We start from the raw sequence: 18,327 nt of genomic DNA on the forward strand, positions 1-18,327 counted from the left end.
GCGGGGCCGGATAGCATCTGGCCCCGATGGACACCGAAGCACAGCCCACGGAGCGCGACCGCTCCTCCGGCCCGCGGACAGCGGGTCCGGGGGAACGGTCGCGTTTCGCGTTGGCGGGGCGGACCGCGCGCCGGACCGTGCGGTGGCTTCCGGGCGGGCGGATCACCGTGACCCTGCTGGTCTGCCTGGTCTCCGTGCCGCTCCTCAGCCTCTTCGCGGCCCAGCCGTTCCAGATTCCCTCCGGCTCGATGCGGCCGGGTTTGAGGATCGGGGACCGCGTGCTCGTAAACAAGGTGGCGTACCGTTTCGGTGCCGGGCCGCAGCGCGGGGACGTGATCGTGTTCGACGGCGCCGGGTATTTCGGGGCCGGCGACTACGTCAAGCGAGTGGTGGGTGTGGGGGGAGACCACGTGGTCTGCTGCGACGAGAAGGGGAGGATCCGGGTGAACGGCCGTGCCGTCGACGAGTCGGCTTTCCTGTACCCCGGGGACGTCCCGTCCGAGGTGCCGTTCGACGTGGCCGTGCCCGACGGCACCCTGTTCGTCCTCGGCGACCACCGCGGCGTCTCCAGCGACTCGCGCGACCACCTCGGCTCGCCCGGCGGCGGGATGATCCCGGTCGGCCGCGTCATCGGCCGGGCCGACTGGATCGTGTGGCCCCCCGGCCATGCCGCCCGCCTGCACCGGCCCGCCGCGTACGCGCGCGTGCCCGCCGTGCAGGCGGCTCCCGGGGCGGCGGGCGGCGCCCGTGGGTAGCCGCGGAAAGCCCCGCGGCGGGTCCGCCGGCCCCGCGGAGGACCTCCTGCCCACCGGCGTCCGGCGCGTCTCCCGCCCGTCGGGCGGCCGCTCCCGGGCGGAGCGTCGCAAGCTGCAGCGCAAGGTCAAGCGCAGGCGGCGGCGCGGCGCGGTCAGGGAGATACCCCTGCTGGCCGGGGTGGCGGTGCTGATCGCGCTGGTGTTGAAGACCTTCCTCGTCCAGGCGTTCGTGATCCCGTCCGGCTCCATGGAGCAGACGATCCGCATCGGCGACCGGGTCCTGGTCGACAAGTTCACCCCCTGGTTCGGCTCCGAGCCCGAACGGGGGGACGTCGTGGTGTTCAAGGACCCCGGCGGCTGGCTCCAGGACGAGCAGACCAACACGACGAAGAACGATCCCGTCGTCATCAAGCAGGTCAAGGAAGCGCTGGCCTTCATCGGCCTGCTGCCGTCCGACAACGAGAAGGACCTCATCAAGCGGGTCGTCGGGGTCGGCGGCGACCATGTCAAGTGCTGTGACCCGCAAGGGCGAATCACCGTCAACGGCGTTCCCCTGAACGAGGACTATCTCTACCCCGCCGATGTGCCCTCGCTGCAGCCGTTCGACGTCACCGTCCCGCCGGGGCGGATCTGGGTGATGGGCGACCACCGCTCGAACTCCGCCGACTCCCGCGCCCACCAGGACATGGACTACGGGGGTACCGTCTCCGAGGACGAGGTGGTCGGGCGGGCCATGGTGATCGCCTGGCCGTTCGGCCACTGGACCGCGCTGCACGAGCCGGGCACCTATGCCGCCGTCTCCGGCGCGGCGGCCGGGTCGGCCGCGGCGGCCCCGCCGTCGCATAGGGTTGCACCCGACGAACTGAACGGATCGGTCCAGCTCCCGAGCCCTGCGGAACTCCCGCTCGTTATGGGATTGGTGGGCCTTCGTCGTGCACGGGGCAGGCGGCGGCAGTACGAAGTGAGGAGTTGGCGTGGGGGATGTGGCGGTTGGCGCACGGTCCGGACACGACGGCGAGGAGCACCGCGGGCACTCCGCGGAGCCGGCCGCGTCGCCCGAGGACGGTCCGGTGAGCCCCCAGGACCCCGGAGCCCACGGGGACGGCTCCGCCGGAGCCGACGACGGCCCGACGGCTGACCACGCCCCGGACGCCCCGGACGGCGGCCCGGACGAGCCCGCCGTACCGGCCAGGCCCCGCTCCTTCTGGAAGGAGCTGCCGATCCTGATCGGGATCGCCCTGGTCCTGGCCCTGCTGATCAAGACGTTCCTGCTGCAGGCGTTCTCGATCCCCTCGGGGTCGATGGAGAACACCCTGCAGATCGGCGACCGCGTCCTGGTCGACAAGCTCACCCCCTGGTTCGGCTCCGAGCCCGAGCGTGGCGAGGTGGTCGTCTTCCACGATCCGGACAACTGGCTGGCCGGCGAGCCGACGCCGAAGCCGAACGCCCTGCAGACGGTCCTCAGCTGGGTGGGCCTGATGCCGTCCGCGAACGAGAAGGACCTGATCAAGCGCGTCATCGGCGTCGGCGGTGACACCATCTCGTGCCAGGGGACCGGGCCGATGAAGGTCAACGGCAAGGCCCTCGACGAGCCGTACGTCTACCCGGGCAACACCCCGTGCAGCACCGACGAGGAGGGGCAGTTCACGGTCCACGTCCCCCAGGGCTACATCTGGGTCATGGGCGACCACCGGCAGAACTCGCGTGACTCGCGGTACAACCAGAACGACAAGAACCACGGCTTCGTCCCGGTGGACGCGGTCGTCGGCCGCGCGGTCGTGCGGGCCTGGCCGATCAACCGCTGGGGCACCCTGCCGGTTCCGGACACCTACGACCAGCCCGGCATCGGCGACCACTCCGCAGCGTCGTCTGCGGCCCTGACGGTGGCGCCGAACAGCCTGGCCCTCGTCGGGACGGTGCCGGTGGCGCTGTGGTGGCGCCGCCGCAGCACGGTCCAGCGGACCCGCTGAGTTCCGCGGACCAGCGGACCCGCTGAGTACCGCGGACCAGCGGACCACTGAGTTCCGCGGACCAGCGGACCGGCCGGGTTCCGCGGACCAGCGCCGGGCCCCGCGGACCACCGCACTCCTGCGGCCTCCCCGAACCCCGAAGTCGCGCCGGGTCCTGCGGACCGCCTCGGGCTGGCCGGCGCCGTCCTCCGCGGGCCGCGCACATGTCCGCCGGCGCCGCGGTCCGGCCGCCGGCGGAGGGGCTGACCGGTCCGGGTACCGGCGGGTAGGGTGCGGACCCATGGGTGGCGAGAGCACGACACGTACGGCCCCGCGCGGCGGCACGGGCAGCGTCCCGGCGGGCGGAAGACTCGGACAGCGGGTGTCCGGCCTGGCCGTCGCGCTGGGCATGGTGCTGTTCCTGGGCGGATTCGTGTGGGGAGCGGTCGTCTACCGGCCCTACACCGTGCCCACCGGCTCGATGACACCGACGATCGGCGTCGGTGACCGGGTGCTGGCGCAGCGGATCGGCAGCGGTGACATCCACCGCGGCGACGTCGTCGTGTTCACCGACAAGAGCTGGGTGAGCAACGCCCCCGTGGTCAAGCGGGTCGTCGCCGTCGGCGGCGACACCGTGTCCTGCTGCACGGACGGGAAGCTCACCGTCAACGGCAAGGAGATCGACGAACCGTACCTTCCCCGGGGAGCGGCGGCCGAGGTCTCCGGCATCCCCACCGTCAAGGTCCCGAAGGGCCGGCTGTTCCTCCTCGGCGACGAGCGGCACGGGTCGCTCGACTCCACCGCCCACCTCACCGACGCGGCCCGCGGCACCGTCGCGGTCGGCGCCGTCACCGCCCGCGTCGACGCCGTGGTCTGGCCGATGGACGGAATGCTTCCCCGCCCCACCGGCTTCCGGGCCCTCGGCCCGCTGTCCGAGCCGGGTCCGCTGCGCACCATGGTCGCGCTGATCGCCGCCGGCGCGGTGCTCGTACTCGCAGGCGGGGCGTACGGCCCGGTCGCCAAGCGGGTGGGCGCTGTGCGCCGCCGGACCCGCCCGGGGGCCGACGGGACCCGGGCGGGGGCCGACGGTGCCTGCTGAGGCCTCCGACGTCCCGGAGGAGCCGCCGGGCGGCGCCTTGCGCAAGGTGGCCAGGGTGGTCCTGCTGGACCCGCAGGACCGCATTCTGCTGCTGCACGGCCACGAGCCGGACGATCCGGCCGACGACTGGTGGTTCACGCCGGGCGGTGGTCTGGAGGGCGACGAGACCCGCGCGGAGGCGGCACTGCGGGAACTCGCCGAGGAGACCGGCATCACGGACGTCGCCCTCGGCCCGGTGCTGTGGCGGCGCAGATGCTCCTTCCCGTTCGCGGGGCGCCGCTGGGACCAGGACGAGTGGTACTACCTGGCCCGCACCACCCAGACCGAGACCCGGGCCGTGGCCCTGACCGAACTGGAGCGGCGCAGCGTCGCCGGAGCGCGCTGGTGGACGTGCCGGGAACTGACCCGGGCCCGTGAGACGGTGTATCCGACCAGACTCGCCGAGCTGCTGCGCAGGCTGCTCGACGAGGGTCCCCCGCCCAGGCCCGAGGCCCTGGACACGGAAATCGCCTGACGGCGGACGTCCGGCGGTCCGGAAAGTGTCCGGGGGCACCCGGGACTGGCGCACAATGGTGGGATCGCACGGCTGAAGGGGAACATGCCATGAGCGCCGAGGACCTCGAGAAGTACGAGACCGAGATGGAGCTGAAGCTCTACCGGGAGTACCGCGATGTCGTCGGTCTGTTCAAATACGTGATCGAGACCGAGCGGCGCTTCTACCTGACCAACGACTACGAGATGCAGGTGCACTCGGTACAGGGCGAGGTGTTCTTCGAGGTGTCCATGGCGGATGCCTGGGTCTGGGACATGTACCGGCCGGCGCGCTTCGTGAAGCAGGTACGGGTACTCACGTTCAAGGACGTGAACATCGAGGAGCTGAACAAGAACGACCTGGAGCTGCCGAGCGGGTGACTCGCGCCGCCGCCGGTTGCCCTGCGGTACGCACGGTGCCGCCTTGGGCGGCGGCAGGGCGTGCGCGCGCCGCCGCCGTGCCGCTCCCGCCCGGTGCGGCCCGCTGGGTGCGCCTGCGGGGTGGCTGCGGCGTGCGTCGCCGACCCGCGCGCTGCCGCCGCACAGAGATGGCGGGCGTCGCGTCGCGTGGCGTGCGGCGCGGGGACGGTGTCCAGCGGACGTGGTGACGGCTTTCGGGTGACGGAGTTGTCCACAACCGGCTGGTGATCCACCAAGATCCACACGTGGGGCCGTGCTGCCCGACCGTGGGTGCCGGAGGTGGTGCCGACATGGACGCGCAACACGCACGCGGGGCACTCGGAAGGTACGGGGAGTCGCTGGCCGCACGGCGGCTGGCCGAGTCCGGCATGACGGTGCTGCAGCGCAACTGGCGCTGCGGCAGGGCCGGAGAGATCGACATCGTGGCCCGTGACGGCGACGCCGTGGTGGTGTGCGAGGTCAAGACCCGCAGCGGCGGCAGGTTCCAGCATCCGCTGGCCGCGGTGACCCCGGCCAAGGCCGACCGGCTCCGGCGACTGGCCGAGCGGTGGATCCAGCAGCACGGGGGAGCGCCACCGGGAGGCGTCCGCCTCGACGTCGTCGGCGTGCTGCTGCCCGCGCGCGGGGCCCCCGTGGTCGAGCACGTGCGGGGGGTGGCCTGACATGGGGTTCGCCCGCACGTGCTCCGTGGCCCTCGTCGGGGTCGAGGGCGTCGTCGTCGAGGTCCAGGCCGACCTGGAACCGGGCGTCGCCGCCTTCACGCTGGTCGGCCTCCCGGACAAGAGTCTGACCGAGAGCCGGGACCGGGTCCGGGCCGCGGTCGTGAACTCGGGCGGCGAATGGCCGCAGCGGAAACTGACCGTCGGCCTCAGCCCGGCGTCCGTTCCGAAGGCCGGAAGCGGTTTCGACATGGCCGTGGCCTGCGCCGTGCTCGGCGCGGCCGAACGCATCGACCCGCAGGTCCTCGCCGACATCGTGATGATCGGCGAACTGGCTCTCGACGGCGGCGTGCGGCCGGTGCGCGGCATCCTGCCGGCGGTCCTCGCAGCAGCCGAGGCCGGCTACGAGCAGGTCGTCGTGCCCGAGTGCGCCGCCGCCGAGGCCTCGCTGGTCCCCGGCGTCTCCGTGCTCGGCGTCCGCAGCCTGCGGCAACTGGTCGCGCTCCTCACCGACGAGCCCGTCCCGGACGAGGAGCCGGGCGGACCGCGGCACCCCGACCCGCTGCGAGGCGGGCTGCGCGTGCCCGGAGCGGGCGCCGCCGCCGGCATGCACGGCTCCGGCGCCGCCCGGCACGAGCAGGGCCTGGACCTCGCCGACGTGGTCGGGCAGACCTCCGCGCGCACCGCCGTGGAGGTCGCCGCCGCGGGCGGCCACCACCTCTTCCTCGAAGGACCGCCCGGAGCCGGCAAGACCATGCTCGCCGAGCGGCTGCCCGCCGTCCTGCCTCCACTCGGCGCCCAGGAGTCCCTGGAGGTCACGGCCGTGCACTCGGTGGCCGGTCTGCTGCCGCCGGACAAGCCCCTGGTGGACGCCGCGCCGTACTGCGCCCCGCACCACTCGGCCACCATGCAGGCCCTCGTCGGCGGCGGCCCGGGCGTCGCCCGGCCCGGCGCCGTCTCCCTCGCCCACCGCGGCATCCTTTTTCTGGACGAAGCCCCCGAGTTCGGTGCCCGGGCCCTCGACGCGCTCCGCCAGCCCTTGGAGTCCGGCCATGTGGTCATCGCACGCAGCGCGGGCGTGGTCCGCTTCCCGGCGCGCTTCCTGATGGTTCTGGCGGCGAACCCCTGCCCCTGCGGGCGGTTCTCCCGCCTCGACACGGTCTGCGAGTGCCCGCCCGCGGCGGTCCGCCGGTACCAGGCGCGGCTCTCCGGACCGCTGCTCGACCGGGTGGACCTCCGGGTCGAGGTCGATCCGGTCGGACGGGCCGAACTGGCGAGAAGTTCCCCCGGCGGCGACCCCACGGCCACCGTCGCGGAACGGGTGCGGGCCGCCCGGGACCGTGCCGCGGCGCGGTTCGCCGAGACCCCCTGGCGGACCAACGCCGACGTGCCGGGCCGCGAGCTGCGCGGCCGGTGGCCCGCGGCGAGGGGAGCCATGGACGAGGCCGAGCGCAGCCTGGAACGCGGGCTGCTCACCGTCCGCGGGCTCGACCGCGTCCTGCGGGTCGCCTGGACCGTGGCCGATCTCTCCGGCCACGACCGGCCCGGTGCCGAGGACGTCGCCCTGGCCCTGCAACTGCGCACCGGAGTGCCGCGCGGGACCCCGCTGGCACTCGGGGCACCGGCATGACCGGCGCCCCGAGTGGCACCGGAATGACCGGCGCCCCCGAGCCGGAGCCCGGTCCCCCCGAGCACGACCGCGTCTCCCGGGCCTTCCTCACCCGGGTCCTCGAGCCAGGCGACGAGACCGGCGGACGCTGGGTGCGCCTGCTCGGTGCCGGCGAGGTGGCACACCGGCTCCGCGGGCCGGGCAGAGCGCTGCCGGGCGTCAGCGACACCCGGTGGGCGGGGCTCAGGGCACGGGCCGAGCGGGCCGACGCCCTCCGGGACCTGGACGCCGCGCGCCGGGCCGGAGTGCGGTTCCTCGTACCCGGGGACACCGAGTGGCCCGGACAGCTCGACGACCTGGGCGACGCCCGCCCGCTCGGGCTGTGGGTACGCGGACGCCCCAGCCTGCGGATGTGGGCGCTGCGGTCGGTCGCGATGGTGGGCGCCAGGGCCTGCACCGAGTACGGCGTCCACATGGCGGCCACCCTCGCCGGCGACCTCGCCGAACTCGGCTGGGTCGTGGTGTCCGGCGGCGCCTACGGCATCGACGGCGCCGCGCACCGCGGCAGCCTCGGCGCGGCGGGCGCCACCGTGGCCGTACTGGCCTGCGGTCTCGACCGGCCCTACCCTCGCGGGCACGCCCGGCTGATCGCGCGGATCGCGGAGCAGGGCCTTCTGGTCGGGGAGTTCCCGCCGGGTGAGCATCCGACCCCGAGCAGGTTCGTGCTCCGGAACCGGGTGATCGCCGCGCTCACCCGGGGCACCGTCGTCGTGGAGGCGGCCCGCCGCAGCGGCTCGCTGGCCACCGCGCGGGCCGCGCAGCGCCTCGGCAGGCTGACCATGGGGGTGCCCGGACCGGCCACCAGCGGACTGTCGGCGGGCGTCCACGAACTCCTGCGCGGCGAAGCGGTGCTGGTCACCGACGCGGCGGAAGTCGTCGAGCTGGTCGGCGGCATCGGTGAGCTCGCGCCCGAGCGGAGCGGGCCCGTCCTTCCCCGGGACCTGCTGGAGCCGGCGGCGCGGCAGGTGCTGGCGGCACTGCCCGCCGGGCGGGCGGCCGCACCGGCGGAGATCGCCCTCGGGGCGCAGACCACACTGGACGACGCCCTCGCCAGGCTGTACGAGCTGCGTGCACTGGGTTACGTCGAACGACATGGCGAGGGCTGGAAGTTGACACGCCAGGCGATGACATCGGTCCGGGCGGAAGCAGGCCCGCGCTGACCATCCGGGTTCGGCCGTCCGGGGGAGGCCGTAACCCCTGGCGAATCACGGCAGTTGACGCCTTCCGGAGATCGGGCGCGACAGCCGCACGGTCCGCCGGTGCGGCCCGTGGCGCACCTCCGGGCGCGGCCCGCACCCCGCTCTTCGCTCACCGCGACAGTCCAGTCACGCTACGCTCACGAGGATCCGGTGCAGAACGGATTCCCGCACCCGAACCGACAGCAGTCCGGCGCCCCGCCCGGGCACCCCGATTCCCCGTACTTCATCGCAGAACGGCACAAGGCGACGAATGCCCCAGCAGCACACCTCCGGCTCCGACCGGGCGGCGGCCCCTCCAGCCGCCCGCGACGGCGGCAGCGTGCGGCCGCCCGCTCCCGCCACGCTCGACGAGCTCTGGCGGTCGTACAAGGCGACGGGAGACGAGCGGCTGCGGGAACAGCTCATCCTGCACTACTCGCCGCTCGTGAAGTACGTGGCGGGACGGGTCAGTGTGGGGCTGCCTCCGAATGTGGAGCAGGCCGACTTCGTCTCCTCCGGGGTGTTCGGGCTGATCGACGCGATCGAGAAGTTCGACGTCGACCGGGAGATCAAGTTCGAGACCTACGCGATCACCCGGATCCGCGGCGCGATGATCGACGAGCTGCGGGCGCTGGACTGGATCCCCCGGTCGGTGCGGCAGAAGGCGCGCAACGTGGAGCGGGCGTACGCGACGCTGGAGGCGCGGCTGCGGCGTACCCCGTCCGAGCAGGAGGTGGCCGCGGAACTGGCCATCGGTGTCGACGAACTCCACTCGGTTTTCAGCCAATTGTCGCTGGCGAACGTGGTGGCGCTGGAGGAGTTGCTGCACGTCGGCACCGAAGGCGGGGACGGTCTCACCTTCATGGACACGCTGGAGGACACCGCCGCGGACAACCCCGTGGAGGTCGCCGAGGACCGCGAGCTGAGGCGATTCCTGGCGCGGGCGATCAACAAGCTGCCCGAGCGGGAGAAGACCGTCGTCACCCTGTACTACTACGAGGGGCTGACGCTGGCCGAGATCGGCAACGTGCTCGGGGTCACCGAGAGCCGGGTCAGCCAGATCCACACCAAGTCGGTGCTCCAGCTGCGGGCGAAGCTGGCCTCCTTCGGTCGCTGACCGGTCCCTGGCCCGGGTGTCGGGACGTCACTCCCGCCGAGGGTGCTTCCTCCGTAGAGTGGTTGACGTGCCAAGGATTCGAGCGGCCTCCGTGGCCGAGCACCGGTCGATGCAGCGAGCCGCCCTGCTGGACGCGGCCCGGTCGTTGCTGTCCGAGGGCGGGACGGAGGCGCTGACCTTCCCCGCGCTCGCCGAGCGGACGGGGCTGGCGCGCTCCTCCGTGTACGAGTACTTCCGGTCCCGGGCCGCCGTCGTCGAGGAACTGTGCGAGGTCGACTTCCCGGTGTGGGCGGCCGAGGTCGCGGTGGCGATGGAGCGGGTCGGTGCCCCCGAGGACAAGGTCGAGGTGTACGTGCGCCGGCAGTTGGAGCTGGTCGGCGACCGGCGGCACCGGGCGGTGGTCGCCATCTCCGCGAGTGAACTCGACGCCGGTGCCCGGGAGAAGATCCGCGCGGCGCACGGCGGACTCGTCGCGATGATCGTGGACGCGCTCGCCGAACTGGGCCACGACCGGCCGCGGCTCGCGGCGATGCTGGTGCAGGGCTTGGTCGATGCGGCGGTGCGGCGATTGGAGCTGGGGGCGGCGGAGGAGCCGGACGTGATCGCGGACGCGGCCGTCGCCATGGTGCTGCGAGGCGTACCGGGCTGACACCCGCCGCCACGAAGGCTCTCCCGGACAGGCGTCCTCCCGCACCGGGCCCCGCGCGCGGCGGATCCACCGTGCGCAGGGCGCGGGCACCGGACGGTCAGGCCGCAGGAGCGGAGGGGTCGGACGGCCGTGCGAAGGCGGCCGTGACCCCGGGTACCGGCACACCGGCCACCGGCAGCAGCCTCGACGGTCCCGTGGCCAGCAGCCGCGGCGGCAGCAGGCGCAGCGGGTCCAGATAGGTCCGCCCGCTGAGGAGCCCCCAGTGGAGGCAGCCCGCGGAGCAGTGCGCGCCGGTCGGCTCCACCGTCGCGATCACCTGGCCGGCCGCCACTTCCTCGCCCCGGGTCACCGCCGCCCGCACCGGCTCGTACGTGGTCCGCAGCGGGGGCTCGCCGGTGCCCGTCAGTTCCACGGACAGAACGCCCCTGCCCGCCACCCGTCCCGCGAACGACACCCGGCCCGCCGCCACCGCCCGCACCGGCGCACCCGGCGCGGCGGCCAGGTCTACGCCCCGGTGGCCCGGGCCGTAGACCGTCGCCGGCGGCCGCCAGCCGCGGACCACCGAGGGGTGCGTCCCCACGGGCCACACCCTCGCCACGGCGGGAACCGAAGGCTCCCCCGCAACCGCCGCCGGAGCCGCGGCCGGGCGGGGAACCGAACCGGTACGAGCCCCCGGTGAGGTCGCCGCCGCCACCCGGACCGGCCCCGCCGGTGCGGAAGAACCCCTCGGCGCCACCGCACCCGTCAGCGCCAGCCACCCCATCAGCGCCACCGCCGATCCCTTCAGCACCACGACCCCCTTCACCCCTGAGCATCACGACTCCCTTCACCCCTGAGCATCACGGCCCCCTCGCGCCACAACCTCTTTCGGGCCAGTGCACGGCCCCTCCCAGTACCGCCGACGCCGTGGGCGCCATCCGAGGCGCCACCGCCCCCGTCACGCGCCGTGTCGTCCGCCTGTCGGACATGACCGAACCATCCCGCATCCCGCCCGATCATGGCCGCAGCCTGTGGAGTACTCGCCGGTTGTGGACATCGGCGTCACCTGGTGCGCCGTGGGTCCCGTACACTTCTTCTGGCGATCCGGGTCACCGGGTCGACTTCGCACGCCCCGACACGGCCACCGGAGACGGTCCGTGTCAGCGCCCCTCGGTCCCTTGTGGCACGGCGCGCAGCGGGCGTCAGGCGCGGGAGCCGTCCGGCAACCGCGGCACAACCGAGAAACCCAAGGAGAGTACGGCCATGGCCGTCGTCACGATGCGGGAGCTGCTGGAGAGCGGCGTCCACTTCGGTCACCAGACCCGCCGTTGGAACCCGAAGATGAAGCGCTTCATCTTCACCGAGCGCAACGGCATCTACATCATCGACCTGCTCCAGTCGCTGTCGTACATCGACCGCGCCTACGAGTTCGTCAAGGAGACCGTCGCCCACGGCGGCACGGTCATGTTCGTCGGCACGAAGAAGCAGGCGCAGGAGGCCATCGCCGAGCAGGCCACCCGCGTCGGCATGCCCTACGTGAACCAGCGCTGGCTGGGCGGCATGCTCACCAACTTCTCCACCGTCTACAAGCGCCTGCAGCGCCTGAAGGAACTGGAGCAGATCGACTTCGAGGACGTCGCGGCCTCGGGTCTGACCAAGAAGGAGCTCCTGGTCCTCTCCCGCGAGAAGGCCAAGCTGGAGAAGACCCTCGGCGGTATCCGCGAGATGCAGAAGGTGCCCAGCGCCGTCTGGATCGTGGACACCAAGAAGGAGCACATCGCCGTCGGCGAGGCCCGGAAGCTCAACATCCCGGTCGTCGCGATCCTCGACACCAACTGCGACCCCGACGAGGTCGACTACAAGATCCCGGGCAACGACGACGCGATCCGCTCCGTCACCCTGCTCACCCGCGTGATCGCCGACGCCGTCGCCGAGGGCCTCATCGCCCGCTCCGGTTCCGCCGAGAGCAAGGGCGAGAAGGCCGCGGGCGAGCCGCTCGCCGAGTGGGAGCGCGACCTGCTCGAGGGTGAGAAGAAGGCCGACGCCGAGGCCGAGAAGCCGGCCGCCGAGGCCGAGAAGCCGGCCGAGACGGAGCAGGCCGAGAAGCCGGCCGACGCCGAGGCCGCCGCCCCGGCCGCCGAGGGCGAGAAGCCGGCCGAGGGCGAGAAGGCCGCCGAGCAGGCCTGACCCGTCAGCCCAGCGTTGACGGCGGGAGCGGTGACATGACCCCTCACCCCCTCCGGGGCGTGGGAGGTCACCCCACCGCTCCCGCCGTTCACCCGTAGGTCAGCGAGCAGTCGCAGATCTCCACCTCAATGGAGATCGCAGACCGTGCGGATCTCCGATCCTCCAGACTTCGAGAAAGACTCACAGACTCATGGCGAACTACACCGCCGCCGACGTCAAGAAGCTCCGGGAGCTCACCGGCGCCGGCATGATGGACTGCAAGAAGGCGCTGGACGAGGCCGAGGGCAACGTCGAGAAGGCCGTCGAGGCGCTGCGCATCAAGGGCCAGAAGGGCGTCGCCAAGCGCGAGGGCCGCTCCGCCGAGAACGGCGCCGTGGTCTCGATCCTCGCCGACGACAACTCCTCCGGTGTCCTCGTCGAGCTGAAGTGCGAGACGGACTTCGTCGCCAAGGGCGACAAGTTCCAGGCCGTGGCCCGGACCATCGCCGAGCACGTGGCCAAGAGCGCCCCGGCCGACCTCGAGGCCCTGCTCGCCTCCGAGATCGAGTCCGGCAAGACCGTGCAGGCGTTCGTGGACGAGGCCAACGCCAACCTCGGCGAGAAGATCGTCCTGGACCGCTTCGCGCAGTTCGCGGACGGCTTCGTGACCGCGTACATGCACCGCACCATGCCCGACCTGCCCCCGCAGATCGGTGTCCTGGTCGAGCTCGACAAGCCGAACGCCGAGGTCGCCAAGGGCGTCGCCCAGCACATCGCCGCCTTCGCGCCGCAGTACCTCTCCAAGGAGGACGTGCCGGCCGACGTCGTCGAGAACGAGCGCCGCATCGCCGAGGAGACCACCCGCGCCGAGGGCAAGCCCGAGGCCGCCCTGCCGAAGATCGTCGAGGGTCGCCTCAACGGCTTCTTCAAGGACGCCACGCTGCTCGGCCAGCCGTACGCCCTGGACAACAAGAAGTCCGTCCAGAAGGTCCTGGACGAGGCCGGTGTCACCCTGAAGCGCTTCACGCGCATCAAGGTCGGCATCTGAGTCCGTACCGCGTACCACCCGCGACCCCGATAGGGTCGGGTGCAGCCGTCCGCTCCGCTCGCGTCCGCGGCATCGCAGGCGCGCGCGGTGGACGACCGCAGATCTGACGAGGAGGCCATTGCCGCACGGGAGCGAAACGCCACCCCACCGGCAATGGCCTTCTCGTATGTGCGACACGTAAAAGAGGCGAGATTCCCATGAGCACCAAGCCCGAGAAGAGCGACGACGGCAAAGTACGCGGCCGGTTTCTGCTGAAGCTGTCCGGAGAGGCCTTCTCAGGCGGCGGAGGGCTGGGTGTCGACCCCGACGTGGTGCACAAGATCGCCCGTGAGATCGCGGCCGTCGTACGGGGCGGCGCGCAGATCGCGGTCGTCATCGGCGGCGGGAACTTCTTCCGCGGCGCCGAACTCCAGCAGCGCGGCATGGACCGCGCCCGCTCGGACTACATGGGCATGCTCGGCACGGTCATGAACTGCCTCGCCCTCCAGGACTTCCTGGAGAAGGAAGGCATCGACTCCCGCGTCCAGACCGCCATCACCATGGGCCAGGTCGCCGAGCCGTACATCCCGCTGCGTGCCGTGCGCCACCTGGAGAAGGGCCGCGTGGTCATCTTCGGCGCCGGGATGGGCATGCCGTACTTCTCCACCGACACCACCGCCGCGCAGCGCGCCCTGGAGATCGACGCCGAGGCGCTGCTGATGGGCAAGAACGGCGTGGACGGGGTCTACGACTCCGACCCGAAGACCAACCCCGACGCGGTCAGGTTCGACGCGCTCGGCTACGGCGACGTCATCACCCGCGACCTCAAGGTCGCCGACGCCACCGCGGTCACCCTGTGCCGCGACAACCGGCTGCCGATCCTCGTCTTCGAGCTTCTCGCCGAGGGCAACATCGGCCGTGCCGTGAAGGGTGAGAAGATCGGCACGCTGGTGGGCGAACAGGCCAGTCGGAGCTGATCACCCCCGCCGGGGGATGGACAATGTTCTTCCGGTCGGGAACCGTGCAGGAAGAAGACGCGACGCAGCCGGCCGCCGCCCCCGCAAGGAACCGCAGCCGGGCCTACTCAAGACACGCAGGAGCAAGTGGTGATCGAAGAGACCCTCCTCGAGGCCGAGGAGAAGATGGAGAAGGCCGTCGTGGTCGCCAAGGAGGACTTCGCCGCGATCCGCACCGGCCGTGCGCACCCGGCGATGTTCAACAAGATCGTCGCCGACTACTACGGTGCGCCGACGCCGATCAACCAGCTGGCTTCGTTCTCCGTGCCGGAGCCGCGCATGGCGGTGGTGACCCCGTTCGACAAGAGCGCGCTGCGCAACATCGAGCAGGCGATCCGCGACTCCGACCTGGGCGTCAACCCGAGCAACGACGGCAATATCATCCGGGTGGTCTTCCCGGAGCTCACCGAGGAGCGCCGCCGCGAGTACATCAAGGTGGCCAAGCACAAGGGCGAGGACGCCAAGATCTCCATCCGCTCCGTGCGCCGCAAGGCCAAGGACGCCATCGACAAGATGGTCAAGGACGGCGAGATCGGCGAGGACGAGGGCCGCCGTGCGGAGAAGGAGCTCGACGACACCACCGCGAAGTACGTCGCCCAGGTGGACGAGCTCCTCAAGCACAAGGAAGCTGAGCTGCTCGAGGTCTGATGAACGACTCTTCCTGGGGGGCTCCGCCGTACGCCGGGCAGACCGGCGGCACCGGCTACCGGGACCCCGCCGGCCAGGGGCATGTCCCGGACGCCGTCCCGGCGGGTTCCGCGTACGATGCGCATGACGCACAGCAGACTCGCCCCATGCCTCTCGTACCCGACGAATCCGCACCCGACGGAGACCAGGACGGGGATCGAGGGGTCGCTCGGCTGAGCGGCCCCTTGTTCCGCGACGAGGCGTTCCACGACGGGACGCCCCGCCATGACACCCCGTCGGCGCAGCCCCCTGCCGCGACGCCGCAGAATCCGGAGCCCATGCCCGACGCCCCACAGCCGGCGCCCCGGCCGCAGAAGAAGAGCGCGGGGCGCGACCTGAGCGCTGCCATAGGGGTCGGTGTCGGACTCGGCGTGGTGATCATCGCGTCGCTGTTCATCGTCAAGGCCGTGTTCGTGGGGGTCGTCGCGGTCGCCGTCGTCGTCGGCCTGTGGGAGCTGACCTCGCGTCTGGAGGAGCGCAAGGAGATCCATGCGCCGCTCGTGCCGCTGGCGATCGGCGGCGCCGCGATGGTGGTCGCCGGGTACGCCGGGGGTGCCGAGGCCGCCCTCGTCGCCATGGCGCTGACCACGCTGGCCGTGCTGGTCTGGCGCATGACGCAACCGCCGGACGGCTACCTCAAGGACGTCACGGCCGGGGTGTTCGCGGCGTTCTACGTCCCCTTCCTGGCGACCTTCGTGGCGATGATGCTCACCGCCAACGACGGCCCGTGGCGCGTGCTGACCTTCCTGCTCCTCACGGTGGTCAGCGACACCGGCGCGTACGCCGTCGGCTGGCGTTTCGGAAAGCACAAGCTGGCCCCGCGCATCAGCCCGGGGAAGACCCGCGAGGGCCTGTTCGGCGCGGTCGCCTTCGCCATGTTCGCCGGCGCGCTGTGCCTGCAGTTCCTCATCGACGACGGCGCCTGGTGGCAGGGGCTGCTGCTGGGCCTCGCGGTCGCCGCCAGCGCCACCCTCGGCGACCTCGGCGAGTCGATGATCAAGCGGGACCTGGGCATCAAGGACATGGGCACGCTGCTGCCCGGCCACGGCGGCATCATGGACCGGCTGGACTCGCTGCTGCCGACGGCGCCGATCGTCTGGCTGCTGCTGGTGCTGTTCGTCGGCGCCGGCTGACCGCCACCGACGCCCGCACGCCGGAAGCCCCTGCCCGAACCGGGCAGGGGCTCCGGCGTCCGTCACCCCTGGCGTGCTCGGGCTCCCGGCGCCGGCGGAGGCGGCGACGCCGTTGGCAGGCGCACGGCCGGAGGAGGTCAGATGCCCGCCCGGTCCAGGGCGCTCTGCAGGGACTGCCGGTAGCCCGTGCTGGTGTACGTGGCGCCGGACACCGTGTCGATGTTCGCGCTCTGTGCCGCGAGCGTCTCCCGGTTGAGCTGGGGGACGGCGGTGGAGGAGATGCTCCGGCTGTGGGCCGTCTCGTCCGGGGACTGCACGGCGTCCGCTTGGGTGATCGTGCTGCCGGAGACGGTGATCCGCACCTGGACCGGCCCGTACTTCGTGGACACGGTGGCTCCGGTGACGGTCCGGGTGGCGGGTGCGGGCGCGGCGGACGTCGTCTTCGGGGCGGGCGGGGCGGTCGTCGTGCGGGCCGGGGCCGCGGAGGCGGAGCGTGCTGCCGTGGATCCGGGGGCGGCCGACGGGCGCTCGGCGGCCGCCGAGCGCTTCGACGCGGCGGCAGACACGGACGGCACGGCCGAGGAGGAAGTCGGGGGCGGGGGCGGGGACGCCGAGACCGTTGCCGTGGGCGGGGTTCCGGCGCTGCCGCCGGCCTGCACCACGGTCGCCGGGTCGGTTCGCGGCTTGAGCGCGAGCAGCAGCACGATGACGGACGCGGTGGTGGCGCCGAGCAGCAGGGTACGGCGCACTTGGTGTTTCTTCCTCACCTACGGCACAGCGCAGGCGTCTCCGGGACTGTCACTCGTGGTGCGTCCGTACGGCCTTCTCGGCCCCAGCCGGTCGGCGGTCCGTCGACTGCGGCGGGGTACCGGAGGTGTCCGGGCTCGGCGTCAGAACTCGAACGACTCGTGGTGGATGCGCCGGTCCGGCACTCCCGCTTCGCGCAGTGCGGAGTAGGACTCCTCGGCGAGTCCGGGCGGGCCGCACAGGTACACGTCATGCCGGGCGATGTCGGGCAGTATCCGGCGCAACATCTTGGCGGTGATCGTCGGGCGTCGGCCGTCCGGGCTGTTCACCGCGTACAGCAGCTGTGCTCCGCGCTCGTCCGCGATCGCCTCCAGTTCGTCCCGCAGCGCCAGTTCCTCCGCTGTGCGCGCCCGGTAGAGCAGGGTCAGATCTCCTGGCCTGCCCGGCAACGTCTCGAACAGGGCCCGCAGCGGTGTGATGCCGGCGCCGCCGGCGAGCAGCAGCACCTTGCCGCGGCTGCGGCGAGCGCCGGTCAGCGCCCCGTACGGCCCCTCCGCCCACACCCGTGTGCCGGGCCGCAGCCCGGCGAGCGCGGCGCTGTGCCCACCGGCCGCCTTGACCGTGATGCGCAGCAGGTCGGGCCGGGGCGGGGCGGAGAGGGAGTACGGGTTCGCGGTCCACCACAGGCCCCGGGCGAGGAACCGCCAGCGGAAGAACTGCCCGGACTCGGCGCCCAGCCGGTGCAGCCGCCGTCCGCGTACCAGGACCGAGACCACGCCCGGGACCTCCTCCACGACGGACTCGACGCGCATCCGGTGCCGCAGGTTGAGACGTATCGGGGTGAGGAGCCGGTACCACACGACGAGCGCCGCGACGGTGACGTAGAGGGCGGACCAGGCGGCGCGGGCCGCCGCGTTGCCGACGAACTCGCTGCCCGCGGTCAGCTGATGCCAGAAGGCGAGGTACACGGAGACATAGGTGAGCAGGTGCAGGTAGTACCAGACCTCGTAGTGCATCCGGCGCCGTACCGCGCCGCCCGACACCAGGCCGACGAACAGCAGCACGGACGTTCCCACGGCGGCCTTGCCCATGTCGGGGTACTCGGTGACGACCTGCACCGTCTGCGAGACGATCCCGGTGTGCGTCTGCATCGCGTACCCGTACAGAACCAGTGCGACGTGGACCGCGGTCAGGTACAGCGCGTAGCGGCCGGTGGCGGCGTGCCAGCGTGAGACCCGGTCGGATCCCACCCGGCGCTCGAGCGAGGGCACCCGTGCCATCTGGACGATGGTCAGGGCGATCACGTAGCCGGCGAGCAGGCCCGCCATCCGACCGGCGTTCACGAGCTGGTCGGCGGCCCCGGACACCGCCGGCGTGTCCCGCCACCACAGCCACAGGACAGCCGCGGCCCCGCCCCAGGCCAGCACGAGCAGGGGCACCGCGGGAGAACGCCGGGGCCGGATCCGCTTCCTCGCCTGACGCCTTCCTGCCCGGCTGTGCTGGACCATCGTCAAGGCGGACTCCCTGTCGCTCGCTCGGTGCCCGG

18 protein-coding genes and 1 pseudogene are annotated in these 18,327 nt (G+C 72.4%); 16 read left to right on the forward strand and 3 right to left on the reverse strand.

Features of this window, described 5'->3' with window-relative positions; translation table 11 throughout:
* Window positions 1-26 precede the first annotated feature (26 nt).
* The 11 genes and pseudogenes from lepB (ACL02U_RS07875) (at window position 27) to ACL02U_RS07925 (ending at window position 10,026) form a co-directional block, all read left to right on the forward strand.
* The gene (lepB, locus tag ACL02U_RS07875) at window positions 27-755 is read left to right on the forward strand and encodes a signal peptidase I (RefSeq protein WP_412789937.1); all 729 of its coding nucleotides are present in this window, start codon (window positions 27-29) and stop codon (window positions 753-755) included.
* Window positions 748-1,818, forward strand: a pseudogene (lepB, locus tag ACL02U_RS07880) (signal peptidase I); the annotation flags it as partial. The gene lepB (ACL02U_RS07875) and the pseudogene lepB (ACL02U_RS07880), both read left to right, overlap by 8 nt.
* Entirely contained in the window at window positions 1,730-2,725 is a 996-nt protein-coding gene (gene lepB / locus ACL02U_RS07885; protein WP_412789938.1) for a signal peptidase I, read from the forward strand. The pseudogene lepB (ACL02U_RS07880) and the gene lepB (ACL02U_RS07885), both read left to right, overlap by 89 nt.
* 280 nt (window positions 2,726-3,005) lie before the next feature.
* Window positions 3,006-3,803 carry a signal peptidase I gene (lepB, locus tag ACL02U_RS07890; protein WP_412789939.1) on the forward strand — a complete coding sequence of 266 codons (798 nt, stop codon included), beginning with the start codon at window positions 3,006-3,008 and terminating at the stop codon, window positions 3,801-3,803.
* Window positions 3,793-4,317, forward strand: a complete 525-nt coding sequence (locus tag ACL02U_RS07895; RefSeq protein ID WP_412789940.1) for an NUDIX hydrolase — start codon at window positions 3,793-3,795, stop codon at window positions 4,315-4,317. Before lepB (ACL02U_RS07890) ends, ACL02U_RS07895 begins: the two co-directional genes overlap by 11 nt.
* A gap of 89 nt (window positions 4,318-4,406) precedes the next feature.
* Complete coding sequence (locus ACL02U_RS07900; protein ID WP_194040121.1) at window positions 4,407-4,715, forward strand: DUF2469 domain-containing protein; 309 nt, start codon at window positions 4,407-4,409, stop codon at window positions 4,713-4,715.
* Window positions 4,716-5,044: 329 nt separating this feature from the next.
* On the forward strand, window positions 5,045-5,416 hold the full coding sequence (locus tag ACL02U_RS07905) for a YraN family protein (protein WP_412789941.1): 372 nt from the start codon (window positions 5,045-5,047) through the stop codon (window positions 5,414-5,416).
* A gap of 1 nt (window position 5,417) precedes the next feature.
* Window positions 5,418-7,043, forward strand: coding sequence for a YifB family Mg chelatase-like AAA ATPase (locus tag ACL02U_RS07910; RefSeq protein ID WP_412789942.1), 1,626 nt, complete (start codon window positions 5,418-5,420; stop codon window positions 7,041-7,043).
* A 23-nt stretch (window positions 7,044-7,066) separates the two neighbouring features.
* Window positions 7,067-8,242 carry a DNA-processing protein DprA gene (gene dprA, locus ACL02U_RS07915; protein WP_412789943.1) on the forward strand — a complete coding sequence of 392 codons (1,176 nt, stop codon included), beginning with the start codon at window positions 7,067-7,069 and terminating at the stop codon, window positions 8,240-8,242.
* A gap of 289 nt (window positions 8,243-8,531) precedes the next feature.
* Window positions 8,532-9,377 (forward strand): RNA polymerase sigma factor WhiG, encoded by an 846-nt coding sequence (whiG, locus tag ACL02U_RS07920; protein ID WP_412789944.1) that lies wholly within the window; start codon window positions 8,532-8,534, stop codon window positions 9,375-9,377.
* 91 nt (window positions 9,378-9,468) lie between these two features.
* On the forward strand, window positions 9,469-10,026 hold the full coding sequence (locus tag ACL02U_RS07925; RefSeq protein ID WP_412790009.1) for a TetR/AcrR family transcriptional regulator: 558 nt from the start codon (window positions 9,469-9,471) through the stop codon (window positions 10,024-10,026).
* A 97-nt stretch (window positions 10,027-10,123) separates the two neighbouring features.
* Here the strand turns inward: ACL02U_RS07925 and ACL02U_RS07930 are convergent, their stop codons facing one another.
* Window positions 10,124-10,789: a peptidoglycan DD-metalloendopeptidase family protein gene (locus tag ACL02U_RS07930; RefSeq protein ID WP_412790010.1), complete on the reverse strand. Its 666-nt coding sequence runs from the start codon at window positions 10,787-10,789 to the stop codon at window positions 10,124-10,126.
* Window positions 10,790-11,268: 479 nt separating this feature from the next.
* Between ACL02U_RS07930 and rpsB the strand changes: the two genes are divergently transcribed.
* The 5 genes from rpsB (at window position 11,269) to ACL02U_RS07955 (ending at window position 16,034) form a co-directional block, all read left to right on the forward strand.
* Entirely contained in the window at window positions 11,269-12,192 is a 924-nt protein-coding gene (gene rpsB, locus ACL02U_RS07935; RefSeq protein WP_412789945.1) for a 30S ribosomal protein S2, read from the forward strand.
* A gap of 190 nt (window positions 12,193-12,382) precedes the next feature.
* Window positions 12,383-13,219, forward strand: a complete 837-nt coding sequence (gene tsf, locus ACL02U_RS07940) for a translation elongation factor Ts (protein WP_412789946.1) — start codon at window positions 12,383-12,385, stop codon at window positions 13,217-13,219.
* A gap of 197 nt (window positions 13,220-13,416) precedes the next feature.
* Window positions 13,417-14,175, forward strand: a complete 759-nt coding sequence (gene pyrH, locus ACL02U_RS07945; RefSeq protein WP_412789947.1) for a UMP kinase — start codon at window positions 13,417-13,419, stop codon at window positions 14,173-14,175.
* Window positions 14,176-14,304: 129 nt separating this feature from the next.
* On the forward strand, window positions 14,305-14,862 hold the full coding sequence (gene frr, locus ACL02U_RS07950; protein ID WP_412789948.1) for a ribosome recycling factor: 558 nt from the start codon (window positions 14,305-14,307) through the stop codon (window positions 14,860-14,862).
* Window positions 14,862-16,034, forward strand: a complete 1,173-nt coding sequence (locus ACL02U_RS07955; RefSeq protein WP_412789949.1) for a phosphatidate cytidylyltransferase — start codon at window positions 14,862-14,864, stop codon at window positions 16,032-16,034. Before frr ends, ACL02U_RS07955 begins: the two co-directional genes overlap by 1 nt.
* Before the next feature lie 137 nt (window positions 16,035-16,171).
* On the opposite strand, the gene ACL02U_RS07960 is transcribed toward ACL02U_RS07955, so the two are convergent.
* The gene (locus ACL02U_RS07960) at window positions 16,172-16,783 is read right to left on the reverse strand and encodes an FMN-binding protein (RefSeq protein ID WP_412789950.1); all 612 of its coding nucleotides are present in this window, start codon (window positions 16,781-16,783) and stop codon (window positions 16,172-16,174) included.
* 141 nt (window positions 16,784-16,924) lie between these two features.
* Window positions 16,925-18,289, reverse strand: a complete 1,365-nt coding sequence (locus ACL02U_RS07965) for a ferric reductase-like transmembrane domain-containing protein (RefSeq protein WP_412790011.1) — start codon at window positions 18,287-18,289, stop codon at window positions 16,925-16,927.
* Between the last annotated feature and the right edge of the window lie 38 nt (window positions 18,290-18,327).

The organism is Streptomyces sp. MS06 (assembly GCF_047200655.1).
GTDB lineage: Bacteria > Actinomycetota > Actinomycetes > Streptomycetales > Streptomycetaceae > Streptomyces.